The organism is Streptomyces sp. NBC_01410, from assembly GCF_045040195.1.
Classification (GTDB): domain Bacteria; phylum Actinomycetota; class Actinomycetes; order Streptomycetales; family Streptomycetaceae; genus Streptomyces.
Window position 1 is genome coordinate 4,098,585 of the sequence record NZ_CP109530.1, and the last position, 25,251, is coordinate 4,123,835.

23 protein-coding genes and 1 tRNA gene are annotated in these 25,251 nt (G+C 69.6%); 11 read left to right on the plus strand and 13 right to left on the minus strand.

Annotated features, from left to right (window positions below):
- The first annotated feature begins 57 nt into the window (after nt 1-57).
- The gene (locus OG741_RS18685) at nt 58-1,455 is read left to right on the plus strand and encodes a tyrosine-type recombinase/integrase (RefSeq protein WP_405599339.1); all 1,398 of its coding nucleotides are present in this window, start codon (nt 58-60) and stop codon (nt 1,453-1,455) included.
- Between the two features lie 48 nt (nt 1,456-1,503).
- On the opposite strand, the gene OG741_RS18690 is transcribed toward OG741_RS18685, so the two are convergent.
- A tRNA-Thr gene (locus tag OG741_RS18690) sits at nt 1,504-1,577 on the minus strand.
- A 179-nt stretch (nt 1,578-1,756) separates the two neighbouring features.
- On the opposite strand from OG741_RS18690, the gene OG741_RS18695 reads away from it, so the two are divergent.
- From OG741_RS18695 to OG741_RS18705, 3 genes are all read left to right on the plus strand, one after another.
- Nucleotides 1,757-2,893, plus strand: a complete 1,137-nt coding sequence (locus OG741_RS18695; RefSeq protein ID WP_266481761.1) for an ABC transporter ATP-binding protein — start codon at nt 1,757-1,759, stop codon at nt 2,891-2,893.
- Nucleotides 2,894-3,139: 246 nt separating this feature from the next.
- Nucleotides 3,140-3,562, plus strand: coding sequence for a hypothetical protein (locus tag OG741_RS18700; protein ID WP_266481162.1), 423 nt, complete (start codon nt 3,140-3,142; stop codon nt 3,560-3,562).
- Between the two features lie 55 nt (nt 3,563-3,617).
- A complete protein-coding gene (locus OG741_RS18705) occupies nt 3,618-4,340 on the plus strand; it encodes an NDP-sugar synthase (protein WP_405599342.1) in 723 nt (240 codons plus the stop codon).
- Between the two features lie 90 nt (nt 4,341-4,430).
- On the opposite strand, the gene OG741_RS18710 is transcribed toward OG741_RS18705, so the two are convergent.
- On the minus strand, nt 4,431-6,113 hold the full coding sequence (locus OG741_RS18710) for a DoxX family membrane protein (RefSeq protein WP_405599345.1): 1,683 nt from the start codon (nt 6,111-6,113) through the stop codon (nt 4,431-4,433).
- Between the two features lie 187 nt (nt 6,114-6,300).
- On the opposite strand from OG741_RS18710, the gene OG741_RS18715 reads away from it, so the two are divergent.
- Together OG741_RS18715 and OG741_RS18720 are read left to right on the plus strand one after the other, a co-directional pair.
- Nucleotides 6,301-7,803 (plus strand): hypothetical protein, encoded by a 1,503-nt coding sequence (locus tag OG741_RS18715; protein ID WP_405599347.1) that lies wholly within the window; start codon nt 6,301-6,303, stop codon nt 7,801-7,803.
- Between the two features lie 10 nt (nt 7,804-7,813).
- Nucleotides 7,814-8,431 carry an NUDIX hydrolase gene (locus tag OG741_RS18720; protein ID WP_405599349.1) on the plus strand — a complete coding sequence of 206 codons (618 nt, stop codon included), beginning with the start codon at nt 7,814-7,816 and terminating at the stop codon, nt 8,429-8,431.
- 43 nt (nt 8,432-8,474) lie between these two features.
- On the opposite strand, the gene rlmB is transcribed toward OG741_RS18720, so the two are convergent.
- From rlmB to OG741_RS18745, 5 genes are all read right to left on the minus strand, one after another.
- Nucleotides 8,475-9,428 (minus strand): 23S rRNA (guanosine(2251)-2'-O)-methyltransferase RlmB, encoded by a 954-nt coding sequence (gene rlmB / locus OG741_RS18725; protein WP_266481151.1) that lies wholly within the window; start codon nt 9,426-9,428, stop codon nt 8,475-8,477.
- Between the two features lie 85 nt (nt 9,429-9,513).
- On the minus strand, nt 9,514-10,914 hold the full coding sequence (cysS, locus tag OG741_RS18730) for a cysteine--tRNA ligase (protein ID WP_405599352.1): 1,401 nt from the start codon (nt 10,912-10,914) through the stop codon (nt 9,514-9,516).
- Between the two features lie 148 nt (nt 10,915-11,062).
- Complete coding sequence (gene ispF, locus OG741_RS18735) at nt 11,063-11,551, minus strand: 2-C-methyl-D-erythritol 2,4-cyclodiphosphate synthase (protein ID WP_405599354.1); 489 nt, start codon at nt 11,549-11,551, stop codon at nt 11,063-11,065.
- Nucleotides 11,541-12,278: a 2-C-methyl-D-erythritol 4-phosphate cytidylyltransferase gene (ispD, locus tag OG741_RS18740; RefSeq protein ID WP_405599356.1), complete on the minus strand. Its 738-nt coding sequence runs from the start codon at nt 12,276-12,278 to the stop codon at nt 11,541-11,543. The genes ispF and ispD overlap by 11 nt, the downstream gene beginning before the upstream one ends.
- 319 nt (nt 12,279-12,597) lie before the next feature.
- On the minus strand, nt 12,598-13,080 hold the full coding sequence (locus tag OG741_RS18745) for a CarD family transcriptional regulator (RefSeq protein WP_003953493.1): 483 nt from the start codon (nt 13,078-13,080) through the stop codon (nt 12,598-12,600).
- Nucleotides 13,081-13,693: 613 nt separating this feature from the next.
- Between OG741_RS18745 and OG741_RS18750 the strand changes: the two genes are divergently transcribed.
- Entirely contained in the window at nt 13,694-14,386 is a 693-nt protein-coding gene (locus tag OG741_RS18750; RefSeq protein ID WP_405599358.1) for a DUF461 domain-containing protein, read from the plus strand.
- Between the two features lie 124 nt (nt 14,387-14,510).
- On the opposite strand, the gene OG741_RS18755 is transcribed toward OG741_RS18750, so the two are convergent.
- Nucleotides 14,511-15,191, minus strand: a complete 681-nt coding sequence (locus OG741_RS18755) for a response regulator transcription factor (RefSeq protein ID WP_142217884.1) — start codon at nt 15,189-15,191, stop codon at nt 14,511-14,513.
- On the minus strand, nt 15,188-16,474 hold the full coding sequence (locus OG741_RS18760) for a cell wall metabolism sensor histidine kinase WalK (protein WP_266481135.1): 1,287 nt from the start codon (nt 16,472-16,474) through the stop codon (nt 15,188-15,190). Before OG741_RS18760 ends, OG741_RS18755 begins: the two co-directional genes overlap by 4 nt.
- 210 nt (nt 16,475-16,684) lie before the next feature.
- On the opposite strand from OG741_RS18760, the gene phoU reads away from it, so the two are divergent.
- Together phoU and OG741_RS18770 are read left to right on the plus strand one after the other, a co-directional pair.
- Nucleotides 16,685-17,362 carry a phosphate signaling complex protein PhoU gene (gene phoU / locus OG741_RS18765; RefSeq protein ID WP_405599359.1) on the plus strand — a complete coding sequence of 226 codons (678 nt, stop codon included), beginning with the start codon at nt 16,685-16,687 and terminating at the stop codon, nt 17,360-17,362.
- Nucleotides 17,363-17,467: 105 nt separating this feature from the next.
- Complete coding sequence (locus OG741_RS18770; protein ID WP_405599361.1) at nt 17,468-17,617, plus strand: hypothetical protein; 150 nt, start codon at nt 17,468-17,470, stop codon at nt 17,615-17,617.
- 523 nt (nt 17,618-18,140) lie between these two features.
- On the opposite strand, the gene OG741_RS18775 is transcribed toward OG741_RS18770, so the two are convergent.
- Nucleotides 18,141-18,899 carry a phosphoglyceromutase gene (locus OG741_RS18775; RefSeq protein WP_266481131.1) on the minus strand — a complete coding sequence of 253 codons (759 nt, stop codon included), beginning with the start codon at nt 18,897-18,899 and terminating at the stop codon, nt 18,141-18,143.
- Nucleotides 18,900-19,040: 141 nt separating this feature from the next.
- Between OG741_RS18775 and OG741_RS18780 the strand changes: the two genes are divergently transcribed.
- Nucleotides 19,041-20,309, plus strand: coding sequence for an MDR family MFS transporter (locus tag OG741_RS18780; RefSeq protein WP_405599363.1), 1,269 nt, complete (start codon nt 19,041-19,043; stop codon nt 20,307-20,309).
- Here OG741_RS18780 and OG741_RS18785 read toward each other — a convergent pair.
- The 3 genes from OG741_RS18785 to mshA form a co-directional block, all read right to left on the minus strand.
- Complete coding sequence (locus OG741_RS18785) at nt 20,299-21,975, minus strand: glycosyl hydrolase family 28-related protein (protein ID WP_405599365.1); 1,677 nt, start codon at nt 21,973-21,975, stop codon at nt 20,299-20,301. The genes OG741_RS18780 and OG741_RS18785 overlap by 11 nt on opposite strands.
- A gap of 406 nt (nt 21,976-22,381) precedes the next feature.
- Nucleotides 22,382-22,873, minus strand: a complete 492-nt coding sequence (locus OG741_RS18790) for a YbjN domain-containing protein (protein ID WP_405599368.1) — start codon at nt 22,871-22,873, stop codon at nt 22,382-22,384.
- Nucleotides 22,866-24,206, minus strand: a complete 1,341-nt coding sequence (gene mshA, locus OG741_RS18795) for a D-inositol-3-phosphate glycosyltransferase (RefSeq protein ID WP_266481115.1) — start codon at nt 24,204-24,206, stop codon at nt 22,866-22,868. The genes OG741_RS18790 and mshA overlap by 8 nt, the downstream gene beginning before the upstream one ends.
- 161 nt (nt 24,207-24,367) lie before the next feature.
- On the opposite strand from mshA, the gene OG741_RS18800 reads away from it, so the two are divergent.
- Nucleotides 24,368-25,150 (plus strand): class I SAM-dependent methyltransferase, encoded by a 783-nt coding sequence (locus tag OG741_RS18800; RefSeq protein WP_405599370.1) that lies wholly within the window; start codon nt 24,368-24,370, stop codon nt 25,148-25,150.
- Nucleotides 25,151-25,251 lie beyond the last annotated feature (101 nt).

A 25,251-nucleotide genomic window follows, 5' to 3' on the forward strand; every position in this document is an offset into this window, starting at 1 on the left:
CGCACGCCCTGAGGCCCCCGAGCATCGCGCTCGGGGGCCTCAGGCATGGAGGAGCACATGAGCCCCCGCAAGCCCAACAATGAGTCGTCCATCTACTTCGGCGCCGACGGTTGGTGGCACGGCCGCGTCACGATGGGCGTGAAGAACGACGGAAGTCCCGACCGCCGCCACCGCCGCGCCAAGACCGAGACCGAGATCAAGCGCAAGGTAAGGGAGCTGGAACGGCAGCGCAACGAAGGCCGCGCAACCAAGGCGGGGCGCGCACCGACCGTCGCCAAGTGGATGGAGACCTATCTCACCGATATCGCGAGCCTGAAGCTCAAGCCGCGATCCCTGGATGACTACTGGTCGAAGACGCGCAACGACATCATCCCGGGCGTCGGCCAACACCGGATCGACAAGTTGCAGGCAGAGCATCTGGAGCGGATGTACCGCGCCATGCTCGACGCCGGCCACGCCCCCTCGCACGTCGTGAAGGTGCACCGCATCCTGTCCCGCGCGCTGAAGATTGCCCACCGTCGTCGCATGGTCAGCGAGAACGTCGCCACGCTCGTGGACCCTCCCAGCGTCGACGAGACCGAGGCGAACCCGTTCACGCAAGAAGAGGCCAAAGCGTTCCTCGAGGCTGCCGCGAAACGGCCCACCTTCATGCGGTGGATCGTCGGTGTCGGCATGGGGTTCCGGCAGGGCGAGACGCTCGGCCTGCGCTGGCCGTACGTCGACCTGAAGGCGGAAATGTTCCGCCCCGAATGGCAGCTACAGCGTCTTACGTGGCGGCACGGATGCGACGACCCTCACGCGTGCGGAGCACGCCTCCACCGCTTCGAGCCGTGCCCGCCGGACTGCACCACGCACAAGGGCTACAAGCGCGGCTGCCCTAAGCCCTGCGCCAAGACCTGCACGAAGCACGCAAGTGCCTGCCCGGAGCGCAAAGAGGGCGGTCTCGTCTTCACCCGCCCCAAGACCAAGAAGAGTCGGAACGCCGTCCCGATCCCGCCCGTCTTCATTCCCTTCTTGGCTGAGCACAAGGCCCGACAAACGGCCATGCGGACCGCGGCGGGAGAGCTCTGGCAGGAACACCATGTCGTGTTCTCGCGCCCGGACGGGCGCCCCCTCGACCCGCGAGCCGACTACGAGGAGTTCAAGGAGCTACTCACCGAAGCCGGGATCGACGATCGTCGCCTGTACGACGGGAGCCGCCACACCGCCGGCACGATCCTGAATGAGCTAGGGGTCGACATGACCACGATCATGGAGATCCTTCGGCACACCCAGATCAGTCAGACCCGGCGCTACGTGAAGGGCAGATCACACCTGTCGAGGGACGCGATGCGCCGCATGGGCGAGTTCTTCGCACCCGCTCCCCCGGACCCCGTTTCGGGCCCCACTGAGACCAAAAATGAGACCCCCGACAGTCGCGCGGCCCGATCCCTGCGCCGTCGCCGCATCCGCTAAATGACAAAACCCCAGGTCGGAGTAACTTCCGACCTGGGGTTTCAGGTGAGCCCCCTGTCGGATTCGAACCGACGACCTACGCATTACAAGTGCGTTGCTCTGGCCAGCTGAGCTAAGGAGGCGCGTTCGAGCAGTCTAACCGGAGCGGTCACCCGTCCCGGTCGAGAATTTCATCACCGTCCCGCTACTGACAGATCGGACAACGCCAGGTAGCGTCACGGAAGGTTCACCACAGGTGGACTACACCACTCCCTTACTCGGATCGTCCGGCACGTTCCTGCCGGTGAAGGAGAACATCACCATGGCCACTGTCACGTTCGACAAGGCGACCCGGATCTATCCGGGCACCGACAAGCCCGCCGTCGATCAGCTCGAGATCGAGACGCAGGACGGCGAATTCCTCGTCCTCGTCGGTCCCTCCGGCTGCGGGAAGTCGACCTCCCTGCGCATGCTCGCCGGTCTCGAGGACGTCAACGCCGGATCCATCCGCATCGGTGACCGCGACGTCACGCACCTGCCGCCCAAGGACCGGGACATCGCCATGGTGTTCCAGAACTACGCGCTCTACCCGCACATGTCCGTCGCCGACAACATGGGCTTCGCCCTCAAGATCGCCGGCGTCAACAAGAGCGACATCCGCAAGAAGGTCGAAGAGGCCGCGAAGATCCTCGACCTCTCCGACTACCTCGACCGCAAGCCCAAGGCGCTCTCCGGTGGCCAGCGGCAGCGTGTCGCCATGGGGCGGGCCATCGTGCGGGAGCCGCAGGTCTTCCTCATGGACGAGCCGCTGTCGAACCTCGACGCCAAGCTGCGCGTCTCGACGCGTACGCAGATCGCCAGCCTCCAGCGCCGGCTGGGCATCACCACGGTGTACGTCACGCACGACCAGGTCGAGGCCATGACCATGGGTGACCGTGTCGCGGTCCTCAAGGACGGTCTGCTGCAGCAGGTCGACTCGCCGCGCAGCATGTACGACCGCCCGGCCAACCTCTTCGTCGCCGGCTTCATCGGCTCCCCGGCCATGAACCTCGTCGAGGTCCCGATCACCGACGGCGGTGTGAAGTTCGGCAACAGCGTCGTCCCGATCTCGCGTGAGGCGCTGTCCGCCGCCGCGGACAAGGGCGACCGTACGGTCACGGTCGGCGTCCGTCCCGAGCACTTCGACGTGGTCGAGCTCAACGGCTCGGCGGCCAAGTCCCTTTCCAAGGACACCGAGGACGCCCCTGCCGGTCTCGCCGTGTCCGTGAACGTCGTCGAGGAGCTCGGCGCCGACGGTTACGTCTACGGCTCCGCCCAGGTCGGCGGCGAGCACAAGGACCTGGTCGTGCGGGTCGGCGGGCGTTCCGTGCCGGACAAGGGTGCCGAGCTGCATGTCGTGCCGCGTCCGGGTGAGATCCACGTGTTCTCGACCTCGACGGGTGAGCGTCTCAGCGACTGACCCCCTGCCTGCCCGGCAGAACCCAACTCGGCAGAACGGCCCCGCATTTCGGTGCGGGGCCGTTTTCGTATGTCGACAAATACCCCGGCACACTCCAGCACACCCCGCCACACCCTGACACATCGGTGATTCCAGGATCTTTTCGAGCCCGTACGTCAACGCCGGATTCGAAAAGCAGCTTCGAACCATCCCCCGCGCGAGTGACTAAATGTCGCCAAATCATTACTGACCGCTACGCTCGCTCGCGTGACCCACACAGCCCGCCGAATCGGCCGCACTCTCGCTCTCGTTCTGCCCGTCGTCCTGGTGCTTTCCGGAACCCTCGCGGTCACCAGCGTCCCGTGGGCAGGGCACAACACCGAGTCGCAGATGCTCACCGCGTCCTCGGAGAACGTCTCCGTACGCGCCAAGTCGCGCGCTCCGCAGGACCTTCTGCGCGACCGCCTCCTCACCGAGCTTCAGGAGAAGGGCGCGAGCTCCGCCCTCACCCACCTGCAGCGCACGGTCGAGGAGCGCCCCTCGCTCGCCCGGCACTGCATGTCGCTGGCCCGCGCGCTCGGCCGCGCCGCCGTCGAGAAGTACGGCCCCACGCGCGCGCTGACCTTCTCCCGCCCCGTGTGCGACATCTCCTTCGCGAGCGGCGTCGCCCAGCAGACCCAGGGGAGGTGAGCGCGGGGCGAGGGGTGTGACACCTCCTCGCCCCTCGCCGCATATCGTTCACGGCATGCATACGCCTACGTATCCGACGCAGGCCGTGGTCCTGGCGGGCGGCCAGGGCTCGCGGCTGCGCCCGTACACCGATGACCGCCCCAAGCCGATGGTCGAGATCCCGGGGACCGGGATCCCGATCATCGGCCATCAGCTTGCCTGGCTCGCCGCCGAGGGCGTCACCGACGCCGTCGTCTCCTGCGGTCATCTCGCCGAGGTTCTTCAGAAGTGGCTGGAGAGCGCCGATCTGCCGCTGCGGGTGACCACGGTCGTCGAGACGGAGCCGCTGGGCCGGGGCGGCGGCCTCAAGTACGCCGCCGCCCATCTCCCGCATCCGGACCAGCCCTGGTACGCCACCAACGGCGACATCTGGACCCGCTTCTCGCTGCGCGAGATGGCCGCCTTCCACGGCGAGCGGGACGCGATCGCCACGCTGGCGCTCGCCCGCCCCCGGATCCCCTGGGGAGCGGTCGAGACGGACACCTTCGGCCACATCACGGACTTCGTCGAGTCCCCGCCGTCGCCGTATCTCATCAACGCGGGTGTGTACGTCTTCTCCGCGGCCTTCACAGCGCTGCTGCCCGACAAGGGCGACCATGAGCGCACCACCTTCCCCCGTCTCGCGCGTGATCGCCGTCTGGCGGGTTTCCCGCTGCCTCAGGGCGCGTACTGGCGGGCGATCGACACCGCCAAGGACCTGACCGAGGCTGCCAAGGAGCTTTCCTCGCAGGCGCGTTGAGGGATCCATACCGAAGGGGCGGCCACCGTGGTCACGGTGGCCGCCCCTTTCGTCGTACGCGGACTCGGTTACACGGATCCGCTACGGGACTCAGCCGAGCAGTCCGCCGATCACCCGGCCGCCGCCGGAGCCGCCCGAGCTGCCAGATCCGCCCGAGCCTCCGGAGCTGCCGCCGCTGACGCTGCCCCCGCCGGAACCGTCCCCGCCGCCGGAGCCTCCGCCGCTGCCCGTGCCGGTGCCGCCGCTGGACGAGGGACCGGAGCTGCTGGACGGCGGCTCCACGGGCTCGGACTGTCCGGGCGGCTGCTGTCCCGTGCCCTGCGTCTGGCTCGGCTGATCGCCGATCGTGCCGGTCTCGCGGACCGCCTCCTTGGAGGGGGTCGCCTTCTCGGCCCTGGGGGTGCTGCTCTCGGACGGTGACGGCGTGCCGTCGCCACCGCGGGTGCCGGTGGAGCTGCGCTCGCCGCTGGGCTCCTGCGGCAGCGGGGATCCGGGAAGGTGGTTGGTCGGGTCCTGGTTGGGCCCCGGCACGGTCACCATGTCGGAGGAGCGCACCGCCCCGCCGAGCACGGAGCCGATCAGCAGGGTGAGGCCGACCACGACGGAGGCGACGACGGTGCCGCGTCGCAGTACGCGCCGGCGCAGTTCCCACAGTTCGGAGCGCGGCCCGAGCTTGCGCCAGGCCTCTCCGGCGAGGCGTCCGTCGACGGAGTAGACCGGGGCGCCCGCGATGATCAGCGGGGACCAGGCGGCGAGGTAGATGATGTCGGGCGCGTCGTACGCCGGAACGGTCTTCCAGCTCACGGTGAGGATCAGCGCCGCCGACAGCAGCGCGCCGATGACCGCGGCGACCCGCTGCCACAGTCCCAGCACGGTCAGGACGCCGACGACGACCTGGAGGAAGGCGACGGTGAGGCCCGCCCCGACGGGGTGGGACAGTGCGAAGTCGCGCAGCGGTTCGGCGAGTCCCCACGGGTTGAGGGAGTGGAGCCACTTCACCATCGAGCCGCGTTCGCCGCCGTCGAAGTAGACGGGGTCGCAGAGCTTGCCCATTCCGGCGTAGATGGAGATGAAGCCGAGGAACACCCGCATGGGCAGCAGCACCACGCCGAGGTTCATGCGCCGCCCGGGGTAGTAAGCGTGCCGCACGGCGTCCGCGCCGTGCCGTTGTACGGAGCTCTCGCCGCCCCTGCCGGTCTCGAACTCCTCGTCCTCGTACGGCTCCTGGCCGTAGGGGTGGTACGAGTCGTACGCGCCGACGGCCTTGCGCATCGGGGGCAGCAGTGGCCTGCCGGAGCCGCCGGACCCGGGTCCGCCCACGACGGGCGTGTGCGCGGTCTCGGCGGCACGACCGGGGGCGAGGTCGATCCGCGGGATGACCTGCGTCGCGCCGGTGTCGTACGCTCCGCCGTCGTAGCCGCCGGAGTCGTAGCCGGCGGAGTCGAGCGCGCCGGTGTCGAAGGCGTCGGTACCGAAGGCGTCGCGCTCCGCGGTGGAGTTGCGCACGGCCTGGAGCAGACCGGTCGCGCCGACGTCCCCCGGCGCCGACCTGCCGCTCCACACGACGGGCGCCCGCCGCCGCCCCGCCGCGCCGGCGGCGGGGATACGTGCGGTGTCCGCCATGGCACGTGCGGGGCGCGGGCTCTGGGCGAGCCGCACCCGGAAGCTGGCGTGGTTCACGATGACCTGCGCGGGATCGCAGTCCACCTTGACCATGCTCAGCGCAGGCTGATCATCGAACCCGGGCCGGGGCGTTCTGGTGTCCACACTCATCTAACCGAGTGACCTGTCTTTAGGACACTGCCCCGAAGGGCCCTATCTGTCCGAGACCCGTCAAGGTCCTTTCCGTCAAGATCATTGCGGTCGGCGTGGCCCGTTCGTGGCCGATGCGCCAATTCGTATGACGATCACCGCAGTTGGCAGAAGAATGTGAGTCCGCCGTCTCGTAGGGAGATCACCAGTGACCGACCGGGCCGAGTCCGCACGGGCAAGCAATCAACTGACCTTCGGGGACCTCACCGACTATCCCGTGATGGCGCAGGCCCTGGACAACCAGTGGCTGCCACCGGATCTCGCGGCCGCCCAGCAGCGCCCCCACGCCACAAAGGGCAGCACTCCCAAGGCCGTTGCCGCCGCCTCCGCCGAACTGCGCCGCTCGCTCGTCAACAGCGGGACGCTCGTGATCAATCGCGCGTATCTCCTCAACAACGAAGCCCTCTACCGCAACTACCGCCCCGGCATCGAACCCGCCGAGCGCGAGGCCTTCGTCCGGCTGCTCAACGACCGCGCCCTGGTGCCCTACCTCTACCAGGAACGGGATCCGGGCGAGGAGTCCGCCTGGAGCAAGGACAAGCAGGTACAACAGTCGTGGCGGCGGCTGCTCGCCGACGAGGCGGAGCCCGCCTGCGTCCGCTTCGACTGGGACGACGACACCAACAGGGAAGAGACCCAGAAGGTCAGCAACTACTTCTCGACGAGCCTGTCCACCCTGCGCCGCCTGAAGATCCCGCAGCTCGCCAAGGACTTAGGCATCTCGCAGGAGCGCGCCAGGGCGCTGCGCGAGGGAGTCCTCAAGGACATCTACGACTGGGCGGGCGAGCAGGACCCGGACAAGGACATCACCCGCAATGCCGTCTACCAGCAGTTCCTCTGCCGTCCGGGGTCCGAGCCGTACGAGCAGCTGTACCGGGAGGGTCAGGACGTACTCCCCGCGAAGCAGCTGATCGACCTGCTGTACAGCGTGGGTGTGCCCAAGGCCAGCGGTCTGATCGCGCTGACCCCGCCCGACTCGCCGGCGCGCAGCGCCCTGCAGGAGCTCGGTGAGGCCGAGCGGTCGCCCGTGGCCGACCCGGAGGCGCTCGGCAGGCTGCTGCGCGACGTCTTCGCCGACGCCCTGCACCGGGCCGTGGACGGGCCCAACTCCTATGCGGATCTCGGCCTTTGCGACATCACCGCGCTGCGCCGCGAAGAGGAGTGGCGCGCCTATATCGACGCGCTCAACGGTTTCGTACGGGGTGGCTTCGCGCACGGACGTGTCCCCGATTCCGACGCATTCACGGGCGCGACCTCCGAAATCGCCGACCTGCACGCGAAGATGCTGCGCAAGGCGCGGAAGATCGGCCGCTCGGGGAAGGGTTTCCAGCGCGAGATCGGGATGGCCCTCGTACTCGAGTCGGCCGGTCTCTCGCTCCAGCTCGCGGGTGACGGAGTGTCGTTGCTGTCGGGCTCGGTCCAGCTGGCGAGCGCGGGCCTCGGCGCCCTGGTCGTCCGGCTGGTCTTCACGGACGGGGGCAGCGCTCTGCGCAGCGGGCTCGGGCACAGCGTGACATTTCCCACGCTCAGGCTGGGCAGTGTGAAGCGGGACTGGGAGGCGCTGCTCGGCGCGTACGGCGAGCGGATCACGGAAATCGACGCCCTGCCGCGCAGGAACCAGGCCGACCAGCAGATCCCCGACGCCCCGTAGAAGGACCAGCATGAACACGTACGACCGGCTGCGCACCGAGCGCCCCGAGCTCTTCGTCAATCCGCCCGGCGGCATCGAGATCCTGAGCGATCCGGAGTCGGTCGCGGCGGCGGGAGGGGTGGTGTACGAGGACCCGTACGTGATGGTCCTCCGCGATCCGGTCAGGTTCCCCGACGGCAGGACCGGCACATACATCCGCTCGATCGGCACCACCGCGGAGCCGGGCTGTGTGGTGCTTCCGCTGCTCGACGGCGAGGTGGTGCTGGTCGAGCACTTCCGGCACGCCACGCGCTCGTGGCTGTGGGAGGTGCCGCGCGGTTTCGGGACGCGGGGGCTGGCCGGTGAGCAGAACGCCGCGAAGGAACTGCGGGAGGAGATCGGCGCGGATGTCCGTGAGCTGATCCCGCTGGGTGCGGTCCACCCGGACTCGGGGGCAGTGGGCGACCGTGTCCTGCTCTACGCGGCCCGGATCGACGCGATCGGCGCGCTTGCGCTGGGTGAGGGCATACGGCGCACGCTCACCGTCTCCTTCGCTCAGGCGGAGGAGATGGTGGGCGACGGCCGGATCACGGATGCGTTCACCATCGTGGCCCTCAGCCGCGCGAGGCTCGCGGGCGTGACGGGCTGAAGGCTCCGCCCGGGGGTCTGCCGGGCCCCCGGGTCCGTCCGGATCAGACGCGTCGCTTGGACGCCTCGTACAGCACCACACCCGCCGCGACGCCCGCGTTCAGCGACTCCGCGCCGCCCGGCATCGGGATGCGGACCAGGTAGTCGCAGGTCTCGCCGACCAGGCGGGACAGGCCCTTGCCCTCGCTGCCGACGACGATGACGAGCGGGCCGCCGAGCGCTTCGAGGTCGCCGACCTCGTGGTCGCCGTCCGCGGCCAGGCCGACGACGGTGAGGCCCGCCTTCTGGTACGACTCCAGGGCGCGGGTCAGGTTGGTCGCGCGCGCGACCGGGGTGCGGGCCGCCGTGCCCGCGGAGGTCTTCCAGGCGCCGGCCGTCATGCCCGCGGCCCGGCGCTCGGGCACGACCACGCCGTGGCCGCCGAACGCGGAGACGGAGCGGACGACGGCACCCAGGTTGCGCGGGTCGGTCACGCCGTCGAGCGCGACGATCAGCGGGTCCTCGCCCTCGTCGAAGGCGGCGGCCGCGAGGTCCTCGGGGTGCGCGTACTCGTACGGGGGGACCTGGAGGACGAGGCCCTGGTGGTTGAGCCCGTTGGTCATCCGGTCGAGTTCGGGGCGCGGCGCCTCCATCAGGTGGATGTTGCCGCGCTGCCCGGCGAGCTGGAGCGCCTCGCGCACCCGCTCGTCGTTGTCGATGAACTGCTGGACGTACAGCGTCGTCGCGGGCACGCCGTCGCGCAGCGCCTCGAAGACAGGGTTACGGCCGACGACCATCTCGGAGGTGCCCTTGCCGCCGCGGCGGGCGACGGGGCGGCGGGCGGCGGTCTTCTTGGCCTGGGCGTTGGCGACGCGGTTCTTCTTGTGGCCCTTGCGGGCGGCCGCGGGCGGGGTCGGGCCCTTGCCCTCGAGTCCGCGGCGTCGCTGGCCACCGCTGCCGACCTGCGCGCCCTTCTTGTTGGACGTGCGGCGGTTCCTGCGCTGGCTGTTCCCGGCCATGACTACCTGTTTCCTAAAGCTTTCGAATGCGTACGTACGTAAGAAAGTGTGCCGCCCGGGAGCCCGGGCGGCACATTGTGGCCGGTCAGCGCGGTCCGAGCGTCCAGCGCGGCCCGTCCGGACCGTCCTCGACGACGAGCCCGGACTGCTGCAGCTGGTCGCGGATCGCGTCGGCCGTCGCCCAGTCCTTGCGGCCCCGGGCCGCCTCGCGCTGCTGGAGCACCAGCCTGACGAGGGTGTCGACGACGCCGTGGAGGTCTTCGCCGCGGTCGGCCTCGCCCGCCCAGTGCGGGTCGAGCGGGTCCAGGCCGAGGACGCCGAGCATGGCCCGTAGCTCGGCGAGGCGGGCGACGGCGGCTTCCTTGTCGTCGGCGGCCAGTGCGGAGTTGCCCTGGCGGACCGTGGTGTGGACGATGGCGAGCGCCTGCGGGACGCCCAGGTCGTCGTCCATCGCCTCGGCGAAGGCGAGCGGCACCTCGGGCGCGGGCTCGACGACTCCCCCCGCCTTCTCGACCACGCGCTGGATGAAGCCCTCGATGCGCGCGAAGGCGGACTCGGCCTCGCGCAGGGCCTCCTCGCTGTACTCGATCATCGAGCGGTAGTGCGGCGTACCGAGGTAGTAGCGCAGCACGATGGGACGCCACTGCTTGACCATCTCGGAGACGAGCACCGAGTTGCCGAGCGACTTGGACATCTTCTCGCCGCTCATGGTGACCCAGGCGTTGTGCACCCAGTACCTGGCGAATTCGTCGCCGAAGCCCTTGGCCTGGGCGATCTCGTTCTCGTGGTGCGGGAAGATCAGGTCGATCCCGCCGCCGTGGATGTCGAAGGCCTCGCCGAGGTACTTGTGCGCCATCGCCGAGCACTCCAGGTGCCAGCCGGGCCGGCCGCGGCCCCAGGGGGTCTCCCAGCTCGGCTCGCCGGGCTTGGCCGCCTTCCACATGGCGAAGTCGCGCTGGTCGCGCTTGCCGGTCTCGCCCTCGCCGGACGGCTGGCGCAGCTCGTCGAGGTTCTGGTTCGACAGCTGCAAGTAGCCGGGGAAGGAGCGCACGTCGAAGTAGACGTTGCCGTCGGCCTCGTAGGCGTGTCCGCGCTCGATGAGGCCGCGCATCATCTCGACCATCTCGGTGATGTGGCCGGTGGCGCGCGGTTCGTAGGTGGGCGGCAGGCAGCCGAGGGCGTTGTAGCCGTCGTTGAAGGCGCGCTCGTTCTCGTATCCGATCGACCACCAGGGGCGGTTCTGTTCCGCCGACTTCCAGATGATCTTGTCGTCGATGTCGGTCACGTTGCGCACGAACGTGACCTCGTAGCCGCGGTACACGAACCAGCGGCGCATGATGTCGAAGTTGAGATACGACCGGACGTGCCCGATGTGCGGGGCGGCCTGCACGGTCGCGCCACACAGGTAGATCGAGACGCAGCCCGGCGTGAGCGGGATGAAGTCACGGATCTGCCGGGCGCTGGTGTCGTGCAGGCGAATGGTCACGTATCAAGGGTAGTGGCCCCGTACCAGTGCCCCGCGCCCCCTGTGGGACGCGGGGACAGGTTTGTGACTTTGTCCGAGCCCGATACAAGTCGGACGCGGGCCGGAGGCGGGGATTCCTGGCGACAACTCGCCGTCCGTGCCGGGTATTTCACCCGTCCGTGCGGAACACCAGTGCCGTGGCGATCGCGGCAAGACCTTCTGCCCGTCCCGTCAGACCGAGCCCGTCCGTCGTGGTTCCCGATACCGAAACGGGCGCACCGACCGCCGCCCCGAGCGCCTTCTGCGCTTCGTCGCGCCGCTTGCCGATCTTCGGGCGTACGCCGATGACCTGGATGGCGACATTGCCGATCTCGAAGCCTTCGGCCCGCACGATCCGGGCCGCCTCGGTGAGGAGCGTGACGCCGGAGGCGCCGGACCACTCGGGCCGGGAGGTGCCGAAGTGGGCGCCGAGGTCGCCGACGCCGGCCGCCGAGAAGAGCGCGTCGCAGGCGGCATGGGCGGCGACGTCGCCGTCGGAGTGTCCGGCGAGGCCGTCCTCGCCCTCCCACAGCAGTCCGGCGCACCACAGCTCGCGGCCCGCCTCGAAGGCGTGCACGTCCGTGCCGACGCCGATCCGTGGGACATGACTAGAAGCCATCGTTGGCCCTCCTGCGGGCGAGAACCGCCTCGGCGAGTACGAGATCGAGGGGGCGGGTCACCTTGAACGCCTCCTCGTGGCCGGGTACGACCACGACGGGCTCGCCGAGCTGCTCGACCATGCTCGCGTCGTCGGTGACGTTGTCGGTCACGGTCTCGTGGGCGCGCACGAGGGTTTCCCGGTCGAAGCCCTGCGGGGTCTGCACGGCGCGCAGCCTGGCCCGCTCGGGCGTGGCGAGGACCGGCTCGGGCGAGCCGTCCGTGCGCGGCTCGACCTCCTTGACGGTGTCGGCGAGGGGCAGCGCGGGCACGACGGCCACCGCTCCGTCGCGTACGGCCTCGATCACCGCGTCGACCGTGTCGACGGGCACCAGCGGCCGGGCCGCGTCGTGGACCAGCACGGCGTCGATGCCGGGCGGCAGGGCGTCCAGGCCGAGCTTCACGGACTCCTGGCGGGTGTCGCCGCCGGGGACGACCAGGAAGTCGGTCCTGTCCGGAAGTGCATGGTCGGCGAGGAGGGACTTCACTTCCGCGGCGCCGTCGGGCGGGGCCACCACGATGACGAGCGAGACGGCGCGGGATGCGGCCATGGCTCGTACGGCGTGGATGAGCATGGGCGTGCCGTTCAGCGTACGGAGCGCTTTGGGGGCGCCCGGGCCGAGCCGTACGCCCCGGCCGGCCGCCGGGATCACCGCTGCGGTGCGGAACGGGGGCGATTGGTCAGACATCGGTTGCACTCCGGCAGGTTTGTTTCCTTGGCCGACATGGGTATGGCCACAGCGTGCCGGGCGCGACGCCTTGACCGGACCCTTCCGTGACAACTGGTCTGCGCCAGCCGCCCGGGCCCGGCACACCAAGTGGGGCAGGGTGCCGCGCGTGCGGCAAGTGGGGATTCACGAGCGGTACACGAAGCGATACCCGACACGAGCGATTCACGAGCGGCGATTCACCGGCGCAGACGAACATGCCGCAGCGCCCGGCGACAGGACTGTCATCACAGCATGTCAGCGGGCACCGCGGCACTTTATTGATTCCAACGCCGGTGCGTCAGGACGCGAGGACCTCGTCGAGCAGAGCCTCGGCCTTGTCTTCGTTGGTGTTCTCCGCGAGGGCGAGCTCGCTCACCAGGATCTGGCGCGCCTTGGCGAGCATGCGCTTCTCACCAGCGGAAAGCCCACGCTCCCGCTCGCGACGCCACAGGTCACGCACTACTTCGGCGACCTTGATGACATCGCCGGAGGCGAGCTTCTCGAGATTTGCCTTGTAGCGGCGGGACCAGTTCGTCGGCTCTTCTGCATACGGTGCGCGCAGCACCTCGAAGACCCGGTCGAGCCCGTCCTGACCGACCACATCGCGAACGCCCACGAACTCCGCATTGTCCGCCGGCACGCGAACCGTCAGGTCGCCCTGAGCGACCTTGAGCACCAAGTAGGTCTTGTCCACGCCTTTGATCTGGCGAGTTTCGATGGCCTCGATCAGCGCGGCCCCGTGATGGGGATAGACCACGGTGTCGCCAACCTTGAACGTCATGTGACAGGTACCCCTTCCGTGGCTATCCAGGGTAACACGGAAACGGCTTCTTCTGAATGGCGTTTTCGCAGGTCAGGGCATATCTCGGGGCTTGACAACAGCAACACGAACGTGCTGCGGGCGGCTTCCGGAAGGGGGTATTCGCAGGTCGGAGCCGCTGCGCGGGCGGACAGAAACGCGCACGTTACACCCCGCGCAAGCCCCTCCAAGGGGGCCGAACGTCCCGGTTTGCCGGATTCCAGACGGTGAACTTCCCGTACTCCGTTCGGCGGTCGGTCACCCGTACGGACGGATCCGCCGCCGAATCCGGAATTGATCACCGGAACGTATTCGGTAAGGAATGCGAGGCCGCCGCGGAATTGATCAACATGGTTATGTGAACGGCGCACGAAGGGCGGCGTACGAATCGGCAGGATCGCACCGCGGTGCCCGGCGAGTCCGGAGCGGCGGGAGGAGGCGGCCGGCGAAGAGGCGGGTCGGGTGCGGGGCGGGCGCGGGCGCTCGGTAACCTAAGCGCGAACTGACACGGGCTTAGCGATCTGCATGCCGGTTTCCACGCCAGTTCAACAGCCTGTCCGTAGCCAGTCCGTACGTCCAAGGAGATGCCGCCGCCGTGAGCCGCAGCCTTCGACGCGGCGCCCTCGCCGCTACCGCCATCGTGTTCTCGATCGCCGCGCTCTCCGCCTGCGGGGCGGGCATGGACGCGCAGACCCTTGAAGTCCGGCCGGACAACGCCGCGACGACGGTCGACACCATCAAGATCCAGAACGCGACCGTGCTCACCCAGCCACAGGCGGAGGCGGAAGGTCCGGCGGTCGTCTCCGCGACGCTCTTCAACACCGGCTCCGAGCCGCAGACGCTCGACGCGATCACGCTGCCGGGGCTGAGCGCTCCGGTGAAGCTGTCCGCCGCGAAGGGCTCGGGATCGATCACGATTCCGGCGCAGGGCTCGGTCATCGTCGGCGGCGCGGGGAACGCGGCCGCGGTGATCGAGAAGGGCGAGGAGGCGTCGAAGAACGCGGGAGGCGTGCAGGAAGTGGTCTTCCGCTTCAGCGAGACCGGCGACGTGAAGGTCCAGGCGATGGTCCTCCCGGCGAAGAGCTACTTCGAGGCGTACGGGCCGAGCTCGCTGCCGAAGCCGTCGGGGAAGCCGTCGACGGAGCCCACCGGCACGCCGTCGGGCACGCCGTCCGGCAGCCCGTCGGGTTCGGCCACGGGCGAGGCGGGCGAACCGGGCAACGGCGAGTCCGGCGAGCCGGGCACCGCGTCGGACTCCTCCTCGGCGTCCCAGAACACGGGCCACTGACACACACGAGGGCGCCCCGCCAGAACTTCTCTGGCGGGGCGCCCTCGTGTTGTCGCCGGAAGTCGCCGGTCCACGGCTCATGCGCTGCGCCCGGCTCCGTCCGGCCTTCTGGCCGCGGGCCGGTTTACGGCTCGAACTTGTAGCCCAGGCCCCGCACCGTCACCAGGTACCGCGGCGCGCCCGGGTCGGGCTCGATCTTGGCGCGCAGGCGCTTCACGTGGACGTCCAGCGTCTTCGTGTCGCCCACGTAGTCCGCGCCCCAGACCCGGTCGATCAGCTGCATACGGGTCAGCACGCGGCCCGCGTTGCGCAGCAGCATCTCCAGCAGGTCGAACTCCTTCAGCGGGAGGTCGACCTTTCCGCCCGAGACCGTGACGACGTGGCGGTCCACGTCCATCCGGACCGGGCCCGCCTCCAGGGCCGCGGGGGTGACCTCCTCCGGCTCGCCGCGGCGGCGCAGGACCGCGCGAATGCGGGCGACCAGCTCCCGCGAGGAGAAGGGCTTGGTGACGTAGTCGTCGGCTCCTATTTCCAGCCCGACGACCTTGTCGATCTCACTGTCCTTGGCGGTCACCATGATCACCGGGACATTCGAGCGGCCGCGCAGCTGGCGGCACACCTCGGTGCCCGGCAGCCCGGGCAGCATCAGGTCGAGGAGGACGAGGTCGGCGCCATTGCGCTCGAACTCGTCGAGACCCTCGGGCCCCGTGGTCGCGATGGCGACCTCGAAGCCCTCCTTGCGGAGCATGTAGGACAGGGCGTCGCTGAATGATTCCTCATCCTCGACGACGAGCACTCGGGTCACGGAAGGACCTCCGGGGCAGGAATTTCGCTGTTCGGATCGGTGTCGTAAGGCCGGTCGTCGTCCTCGTCGACGCGATCCGGTCCGGTGGATGAACGGTCCCGCACGGCCCCCGCTTCGGGAAGCCGCAAGGTGAAAGTGGAGCCCTGTCCCTCGGAGCTCCACACCGTGACCTCCCCGCCGTGCGAGGCGGCCACGTGTTTGACGATAGCCAGTCCCAGGCCGGTGCCCCCGGTGGCCCGGGACCGGGCGGGGTCGACGCGGTAGAACCGCTCGAAGACCCGCTCACGGTCCTTCTCGGAGATGCCGATGCCCTGGTCGGTGACGGCGATCTCGATGAGATCGCCGCCGGGCGCGGACACGCGACGTGCGGAAATCCCGACCCGGGTGCGGGCCGGGGAGTAGTTGACGGCGTTCTCGACGAGGTTGCCGAGTGCCGCGGCGAGCTGGCCGCGATTGCCCCAGATGTGCAGGGCGGCGGTACCTCCCGCAGAGCCTTCGGCCTGGGAGGTACCCCCGACGGCCATGGTGATCTGTTTGGTGGACGCGGGATGCCGGGAGCGGTCGATGGCTTCGGCGATCAGTTCGTCCACACGTACAGGTTCGGCATCCTCCAGCGGGTCGTCGTTCTGCACCCGGGAGAGATCGATGAGCTCCTGTACGAGATTGGTGAGCCGGGTCGCCTCTATCTGCATACGGCCGGCGAAGCGTTCCACCGCTTCGGGGTCGTCCGAGGCGCCCATGACCGCCTCGGAGAGCAGGGAGAGCGCGCCGACCGGGGTCTTGAGCTCATGGCTGACGTTGGCGACGAAGTCGCGCCGTACCGCTTCTATCCGGCGGGCCTCGGTGAGGTCCTCGACGAGCAGCAGGACGAGCCGGGAGCCGAGGGGAGCCACCCGGGCGGAGACGGCGAGGGCCTCGCCCCGGCCGGTGCCGCGCCGGGGCAGATCCAGTTCGACCTGCCGTATCTCGCCGTCTCGGCGGGTGTCGCGGGCCATGTGCAGCATCGGCTCGACGGCGAGTTTCCCGCCGCGCACCAGACCGAGGGCGTACGCCGCGGAGCTGGCCTTGACGACGGAGTCGCTCTCGTCGAGGACGACCGCGGAGGAGCGGAGCACGGACAGGACTGTGTCGACGCCGGGCGGCAGCACGGCGTCGGTGTGCAGGGAGGTGCGGGTGGGTCGCGCCTGGTCGCGTTCGCTCCAGCGGAACGCCAGCATGGCGATGACACCGGTGCACAACCCGGCGATCGCTGCCGCTGCGGCGACCGCCGCGTTCACGTCCATGCACCCAGGTTATGCGTGGCCGGGGAGATGCTCCCAGCCAAACGGGTGGCACCTCGAACAGTCGTCGCTCAGAGTTCACCAAGGGGATATGGCTGATTCACTTCCGGGGGAGGCTCCGGACGCGTAACGGACAGACCGTGGGAGCGTGGGGGTCCGAAAACACACCCCCTGGCCCATCCGGACCCCGTCGCATCAAGAGAGGGACATCCCATGCGGGACGCGTACCACGAGGAACTGGACTCGATCGGCGAGGGTCTGGTCGAGATGGCCCGGCTGGTCGGGTCGGCGATCGGGCGCGCCACCACGGCCATGCTCGACGCCGATCTCAAGCTCGCCGAGAATGTGATCGCCGCCGATCAGAAGGTCGACGATCTGCAGCACGACCTGGAGGCACGGGCGATCGCCCTGCTGGCGCGGCAGCAGCCGGTCGCGACGGATCTGCGGATCGTGGTGACCTCGCTGCGGATGAGCGCGGACCTGGAGCGCTCGGGCGACCTGGCCCAGCACGTGGCCAAGCTGGCCCGGCTGCGCTTCCCCGACTCCGCGGTGCCGCACGACCTGCACGCGACCCTTCTGGAGATGGGGCAGCTGGCGCAGCGGCTGATGGCGAAGGCGGCGGAGGTCATCATCACCAAGGACGTCGACCTGGCGCTCCAGCTGGAGACGGACGACGACGAGATGGACCTGCTGCACCGCACGCTCTTCCAGCACCTGATGGACGACCGCTGGAAGCACGGCATCGAGACCGCCGTGGACGTGACGCTGCTCGGCCGCTACTACGAGCGCTTCGCGGACCACGCGGTGTCGGTCGCCAAGCGGGTCGTCTATCTGGTGACAGGCGAGCACGCGGACGAGCTCCAGCCCCCGACGCAGGTCGAGGGCGCGTAGTTCCCCGCGGGGTGCGATGTGCCTCCACGCGCTGTTGATGCGCCCGCGCGAGCGGGCATGCAATGGGCAGTGGCGGCACATCTCGTACGCCTATGAGGAGGGACCATGACCCCATCCCCCACGAGCGACCCTCAGCAGGAAACCCCTGTCGAGGTGGTGTTCCTGCCCGTGCTCGGCGCCTGCGGCTGCGGCTCGGGCTGCGGTTGCGGCTGCCAGTCGGGCGGACCGTGCCAGTGCGGTGGCTGCTGCGGCTAGGCCCTTTCCGGGGCGATTTCTTACGTGCGCGTGGAGTTACTTACGTGCGCGTGTAGTTGAAAGGGCTCCGAATTCCCTTGCGGACGGGGCCCTTTCACCTGCGACTCAACTGGGCAGTTCGCCAACTTTTGTCACAATTGCCCGAATTGCTCGACAATGCGTAACCACCCCGCGAAGGCTTGATCTTGATACATGCGTCAGTCCGGATTGCTCTGCCGCACAGCGACGATGAAGAGGGTCGGAGCGGCGGTAGCCGCCACGGCCGCAGCATTCGCACTCGGGGTCGGCGGAGCCAACGTCGCCCAAGCCAAGATCGCACCAGCCGACGTTTCCTGCACCAACGGCGGTGGCCAGCAGCCAGGCGGTCAGCAGCCCAGCTGCACCGGTGGCGGCCTGACGCAGGACAGTGAGAACCAGAACCCGGCGGGCCACGCCCCCGGTGGGCACAACTAGTAAGGGGACAGCACAGACAAGCCCCCTGCCCGCGGAACTCGCCGGCAGGGGGCTCACATGTACCTAGGGGCTACTTTTTGCCCTGATTCTTGACCGCCTCGATCGCCGCCGCGGCCGCGTCCGGGTCCAGGTACTTTCCGCCCTTGGTGAGCGGCTGGAAGTCGGCGTCCAGCTCGTAGTAGAGCGGGATGCCGGTCGGGATGTTCAGGCCCGTGATGTCCGCGTCGGAGATGCCGTCGAGGTGCTTGACCAGGCCGCGCAGGGAGTTGCCGTGCGCGGCGACCAGGACGGTGCGGCCCGCCAGGAGGTCCGGGACGATGCCGTCGTACCAGTACGGCAGCATGCGCTCGACGACATCCTTGAGGCACTCGGTGCGCGGACGCAGCTCGCTCGGGATCGAGGCGTAGCGCGGGTCGTCGCTCTGCGAGAACTCCGTGCCGTCCTCGAGGACCGGCGGCGGAGTGTCGTACGAACGGCGCCAGAGCATGAACTGCTCCTCGCCGAACTCGGCCAGGGTCTGCGCCTTGTCCTTGCCCTGCAGCGCACCGTAGTGACGCTCGTTCAACCGCCAGGAGCGGTGGACCGGGATCCAGTGGCGGTCCGCGGACTCCAGCGCCAGCTGCGCCGTGCGGATGGCGCGCTTCTGGAGCGAGGTGTGCAGCACATCGGGGAGCAGGCCGGCGTCTTTGAGCAGCTCACCGCCGCGGACTGCCTCCTTCTCGCCCTTCTCCGTCAGGTTGACGTCCACCCAGCCGGTGAACAGGTTCTTCGCGTTCCAGTCGCTCTCGCCGTGGCGGAGGAGGATCAGCTTGTACGGTGCGTCGGCCATGCGGACGAGCCTAATGGACGCCGATGTCGGCGTGTCGGTTGACGTCCCCCGTCAATTGACTGGCGGCCCGGACCCCGGCGTATGTAACTTGCGGATGCCTGCCAAGCCACTTACAGCGTCTGCTCCCCGGGGGAAATCCACATGTCCATAGCCGGTCTGCGGCGTGCCGCGAGAGAGAGCGTCTCGGGGCTGCCGCGTGAGTTCTGGTGGCTGTGGACGAGCACGCTCGTCAACCGGCTCGGAGCTTTCGTCGCGACGTTCATGGCGCTGTATCTGACCGTCGACCAGGGCTACTCGGCCTCGTACGCCGGACTCGTCGCCGCGCTGCACGGACTCGGCGGTGTCGTCTCCTCGCTCGGCGGCGGTGTGATGACCGACCGGCTCGGGCGGCGGCCCACCCTGCTGATCGCGCAGACCTCCACGGCCGTCTCCGTCGCGGTGCTCGGCTTTGTCCAGCATCCGGTGGCGATCGCGGCGGTCGCCTTTGTCGTGGGCATGGCCTCCAACGCCTCCCGGCCCGCCGTGCAGGCGATGATTTCCGACATCGTCCGGTCCGAGGACCGGGTCCGGGCCTTCTCGCTCAACTACTGGGCGATCAACCTGGGCTTCGCCATCTCCGCGGCGGCCGCCGGATTCGTCGCCGAACACAGCTATCTCGCCGGTTTCCTGGGCGAGGCGGCGATGACACTGATCTGCGCGATCGTCATCTTCGTCAAGCTGCCCGAGTCACGGCCCGAGCAGGTGGAGACGAAGGGCGCGCCGGCGGAGCCGCAGATCAGCTTGCGGACCGTCCTGCGCGACGGGCGGTTCATGAGCGTCGTCGGACTGTCGTTCCTGATCGCACTGATCTTCATGCAGGGGCACGTCGGGCTGCCGCTGGCGATGGCGGCGGACGGTTTCGCCAGCTCGGACTTCGGTATGGCGATCGCGGTCAACGGTGTGCTGATCGTGGCCCTTCAGATCCCGGTCACCCGCTACATCGAACACCGCGACCCGCGCCGGCTGCTGATCATCTCCTCGCTGCTCGCGGGGTACGGCTTCGGGCTCACCGTCTTCGCCGGATCGATCGCCGTCTACGCGCTGACCGTGTGCGTCTGGACACTGGCCGAGATCGTCAACGCGCCCACCCAGACAGGGCTCGTGGTGCGGCTCTCGCCCCTGCACGGCCGCGGTCGCTACCAGGGCATGTACACCCTGTCCTGGTCGGTGGCCGCGCTGGTCGCCCCGCTGCTCGCCGGTTTCGTCATCGACCGGTTCGGAGCGGAGTGGCTGTGGGGCATGTGCGCGGTCCTCGGCACGGTGGCGGGGCTCGGGTACTGGCTGCTGATGCGCGGCCTGCCGGAGGAGGACGCCCCCGGGGAGGCCGCGTCCTCCGAGGACACCGAGAAGGCGGCGGCGGTCAGCGCCTGAGGGCCCGCTGAGCCTCGTACAGATTGCGTGGATGCACGGCCCCGGGGCTGCCGTACGCCTCCAGGCGGGAGTTCAGCGCGCCGCCGAAGTCCGGTACGTCGGTCTGGTCGAACTCGCGGACCGTGCTGATGGCCACGGTCGCGCTGTACGGGGCGATCTCGTCGATCTTGACCAGGCCCGCGCGTTCGTTGGTGACGGTGACGTTCCAGTGCGTGAACCGGGCGCCGTAGAGGGGTCCCGCGGATGCGTCCCCGCCGTGGCGGCCGTTGTTGTCGACCGTGATGTCGGTACGGACGTTCGCGAACGGCATGCCGCGGTGGGTGTCGAAGGTGCCCATCTCCATCCGCCCGCGCGACCAGACGTTGTGGCTGGACAGGCCCTCCACGTTGATGCCGTGGAGCTGGGTGCCCGCCGGAGCCGGGACGGTGCGCCGGGCGATGGTGAAGTCCTCGACGAGGTTGTCGTGCGAGCCCTCGCGGCAGAAGTACGGATGGTGGGAGCCGCGGCCCTCGACGCGGGTGCGGCGCAGGGTGCATGCGGAGACTGCGACGAGGCCGAAGCCGTTGTCGACGTGGCGGACGGTGATGTCGTCGGCCCAGCAGTCGTACGCGCACTGGAAGGTGACGCCGTTGTAGCCCTTGTCGAGGAGGTGCTGGGACTGCGGGGTCTCGGTCGCCTCCAGGGTCAGGCCCTCGACACCGGAGCCGGTGAGAGGAGTGACGAGGGTGACGATGCGGGGGTCCCATTCGGGGCGTATGTCGAGCGGCAGGGGGCGCTCGAAGGTGACCCTGTTCCGCTTGACCGCCGTGATGCGCACGGGCCATTCGTAGGGGACGTAACTGGTCAACTTGGTCTTGTCGTCCCAGACATACGCCTCGGGGCCCGGGCCGCCGCCCGCCATGTGCTCCAGCAGCGTGTTGCCCGCGTCGTCGGCGAGACGGAGCAGGACGAGCTGTCCGCGGCGCAGCGCCGTGGTGTCGTCCACGGTGACGGACCAGTCGCCGCGCCGGGCGGGCCGGACGGTGGCGAGAGTGCGCCACTCGTCGCGCCTGTTGCCGGTCCAGCCCTCGAAGGGCCAGGCCCTGGCCCTGATAGCGGTGGTGAGGCTGTCCCAACGGTCCTTCGGGCAGAGCCAGATGAGCCCGCCGGCCCAGGACCAGGAGGACTTGTCACCGCCGTAGCGGCTGCCGTAGGGGCCGACGAGCTCGGTGAGGTTCTTCGTCGCGAACAGCGTGGTGCGGCCGCTGCCGGCGCCGCGCAGGACGACATTGCTGTGCCCGATGCGGATGAGGTCGTCGATGCGGTAGGTCCCGGCGGGGAGGTGAACCGTGCCGCCACCGCGTTCGCCCACAGCGGCGAGGGCACGATTGATGGCGGGAGCGGCGTCGGCGGAGCCGTCCCGCTCAGCCCCGAAGTCAAGGACGTTGGCCCGCATTGGGTACCGAGGGAAGTGTTCGGCACCGCGGCGGCTGCCTGCTCGTGCGACGTAGGGGATTTGGGGGTGGGTGTACGGGGTGCGGCGGAACTCGGCCCAGAGGGGGGAGGTTTCGGCGGCGCCGCCGGCGATGGCGGTGCTGGTGCCTGGGCCGACGATGCCGGTTGCCGCGACGGCTGTGGCGCTGCCGAGCAGGGTGCGTCTGCTGATGGCGCGTTGGCTGGTCTCCATGAGCCCACCTTTCATGGATGTGAACGATGTTCAGGTGTGCGTGTGCGTTGGCGGTGAGCATGCCATGGGTTGCGGGGCTCGGGAAGTGTTTGCGCGGGGGTTCGTGGTTCGGCGAGGCGGGGGGCCTGCGGCGGGCTTGTCCCCCACCCCGCCCCTTCCCGTAACCGGGGCTCCGCCCCGGACCCCGTGCGGGGGCTCCGCCCCCGAACCACGCGCCTCAAACGCTGGCGGGCTGAGTGTGCGGCCGAGCCGCACATTCAGCCCGTCCGGCGATTGAGGACATGCGGCCGAAGGTCGCATACGGGGGCCCGGGGGCGGAGCCGCCAGTTCGCGCCGCGAAGCGGGCGCAGGGGTCTGGGGGCTTGCCCCCAGTTACGGGAAGGGGCGGGGTGGGGAAACAACCCCCTCAACCCTGAGTCAGATGCGTGAACGCATCCAGGTTCCGCGTCGACTCCCCCCGCGACACCCGCCACGCATACTCCTTGCGGATCGCGCTCGCGAAACCCATCTCCAGCAGCCTGTTGAACGCCCCGTCCGCCGCCTCCAGCACCGTGCCCAGGACGCGGTCCAGCTCCTCCGGGGTGACCACGCAGAGCGGGAGGCGGCCCGCCAGGTAGATGTCGCCGAGGCGGTCGATCGCGTAACTCACCCCATACAGACGCAGATTGCGCTCCAGGAGCCAGCGGTGCACCGCCGCGTCGTTCTCGTCGGGGTGGCGGATGACGAAGGCGTTGACCGACAGGGAGTGCTTGCCGACGCGCAGGGAGCAGGTCGTCGACAGCTTGCGGGTGCCGGGGAGTTTGACCACGTACGAGCCGGGTTCCGGGCTCTCCCACTCGAGTTCTGCGTCCTTCAGCGTCTGCTCGATGACCTGCGCCGTCTGCTGTACGTCAGCCATGGTGCGAGCGTACCCGGCGGCGGTGTTCGTACATCGCCGCCGTGTAGACGTCCGCCGTCGCCGATGCCGCCGTGTCCCAGCCGAAGGACTCGGCGTGCCGGGCGGCCGCCGTGCCCATGCGGGTGATCAGGGACGGGTCGGCGATGAAGCGGTGCAGCGCGTCGGAGTAGTGGGCCGGGTTGTGGCCCTGGACGAGGAAGCCGGTCCGCTCGTCGCGTACCGCCACCGGTAGGCCTCCGACGGCCGCCGCCACCACCGGGGTGCCGGCCGCCTGGGCCTCGATCGCCACCAGGCCGAAGGATTCGCTGTACGAGGGCATCACGAGCGTGGAGGCGGCCCGGAACCAGTCCGCGAGCAGGTCCTGGCCGACCGGCGGCTGGAAGTGGACGAGGTCCGCGATGCCGAGGCGGGCGGCGAGTTTCTGCAGGCTCTCGGGCTTTGCCAGGCCGGTGCCGCTCGGGCCGCCGACGATCGGCACGAAGAGCCGGGAGCGCAGCGAGGGGTCCCGTTCCAGGAGGAGCGCGACCGCGCGGAGCAGGATGTCGGGGGCCTTCAGGGGCTGGATACGGCCCGCGAAGAGCGGGACGAAGGCGTCCTGGGGCACCCCGAGGCGGGCCCTGGCGGCGGCGCGGCCGTCGGCGGGACGGAAGCGGTCCAGGTTCACGCCGGGATGGACGACGGCGACCTTCGCGGGGTCGGCGTCGTAGAAGCGGACGAGTTCGTCGGCCTCCTCCGCGGTGTTGGCGATGAGCCGGTCCGCGGCGGCGACGACCTGGGTCTCGCCGATGACGCGGGAGGAGGGCTCGGGCGTGTCGGACTCGGCGAGCGCGGCGTTCTTGACCTTGGCCATGGTGTGCATGGCGTGGACGAGCGGGACGCCCCACCGTTCGGCGGCGAGCCAGCCGACATGGCCGGAGAGCCAGTAGTGGGAGTGGACCAGGTCGTAGTGGCCGGGGCGGTGTCCGGCCCAGGTTTGCATCACACCGTGCGTGAAGGCGCAGAGCTGCGCCGGGAGGTCTTCCTTGGCCAGACCCTCGTACGGTCCGGCGTCGACATGGCGTACGAGCACGCCGGGGGCGAGTTCGACGACCGGAGCCAGCTCGCCCGCAGTCGCCCGCGTGAAGATCTCGACCTCGATGTTGATCGCCGCGAGCCGCTTGGCGAGCTCGACGATGTAGACGTTCATGCCGCCCGCGTCGCCGGTTCCCGGCTGGTGCAGCGGGGAGGTGTGGACGCTGAGCATGGCGATCCGGCGCGGCTTGCGATGGCCGCCGGGGAACCTGATGCGTGGAGCCACCAGACCACTGCCGAAGCGCGAGACGTACTGGCTCACGTCGAAGGTCCTCCTCGCTCCGGGCACGGCGAACTGCGGGCATCAGCAGCCCTTCGGAGCCTCTTCAACAGCGGAGGTCCGTCTTCCATTTCCATCGCCGCCCTCTTTTGCCAAATCATTACCGTCCGGAGGCCGTGTCGCGAGCGCATACCCTCGCTCCTATGACCCGCCCCGTCGGAGCCGCGACCCGCGGGACGACCAACCCCAACCGGCTGCGCCGCATGGACCGCTGGATCGCGGCCACCCACGGCCCGGCGCTGCGCCGCGGCGACGCGCCCGTGGCCGTCGACCTCGGTTACGGCGCGGCCCCCTGGACCGCCCTGGAACTGCTCCAGCGGCTGCGCACCGCCGACCCCCGCTGCGAGGTCGTCGGCATCGAGATCGACCCGGCGCGGGTCGCGGCGGCGAAGCCGTACGAGCGCGAGGGGCTCAGCTTTCTCCACGGCGGCTTCGAGGTACCCCTCACGACGCGGCCGGCGCTGATCCGGGCGGCCAATGTGCTGCGCCAGTACGACGAGGGCGAGGTCGCCGCCGTCTGGGCCCGGCTCTGCGCCCGCCTGGCCCCGGGCGGGCTGCTCGTCGAGGGAACCTGCGACGAGATTGGGCGGCGGCACGTGTGGGTGGCGCTGGGCCCGGAGGGTCCGCGCACGGTCACCTTCGCGACCCGCCTCGGCTCCCTGGAACGCCCCTCCGACCTGGCCGAGCGCCTGCCGAAGGCGCTGATCCACCGCAATGTGCCGGGCGAGCCGGTGCACGCGTTCCTGCGGGACTTCGACCGGGCGTGGGCGGCGGCCGCTCCGTACGCCTCGCTGGGCGCCCGGCAGCGCTGGATCAGGGCCGTACGGGATCTGGCGGCCGACTGGCCGCTCACGGACGCGCGGGGGCGCTGGCGGCAAGGTGAAGTCACGGTGAACTGGGCCGCCCTCGCACCCAATTCCAGATGACTCGTGGCCCTCTCCGGATGAACATTCTCGAACACGGGAACGGCCGGGGCGCGTTGTTCGTCCCTGACGGGTGGGGTTGATCCACCAGTCGGCAGAACACG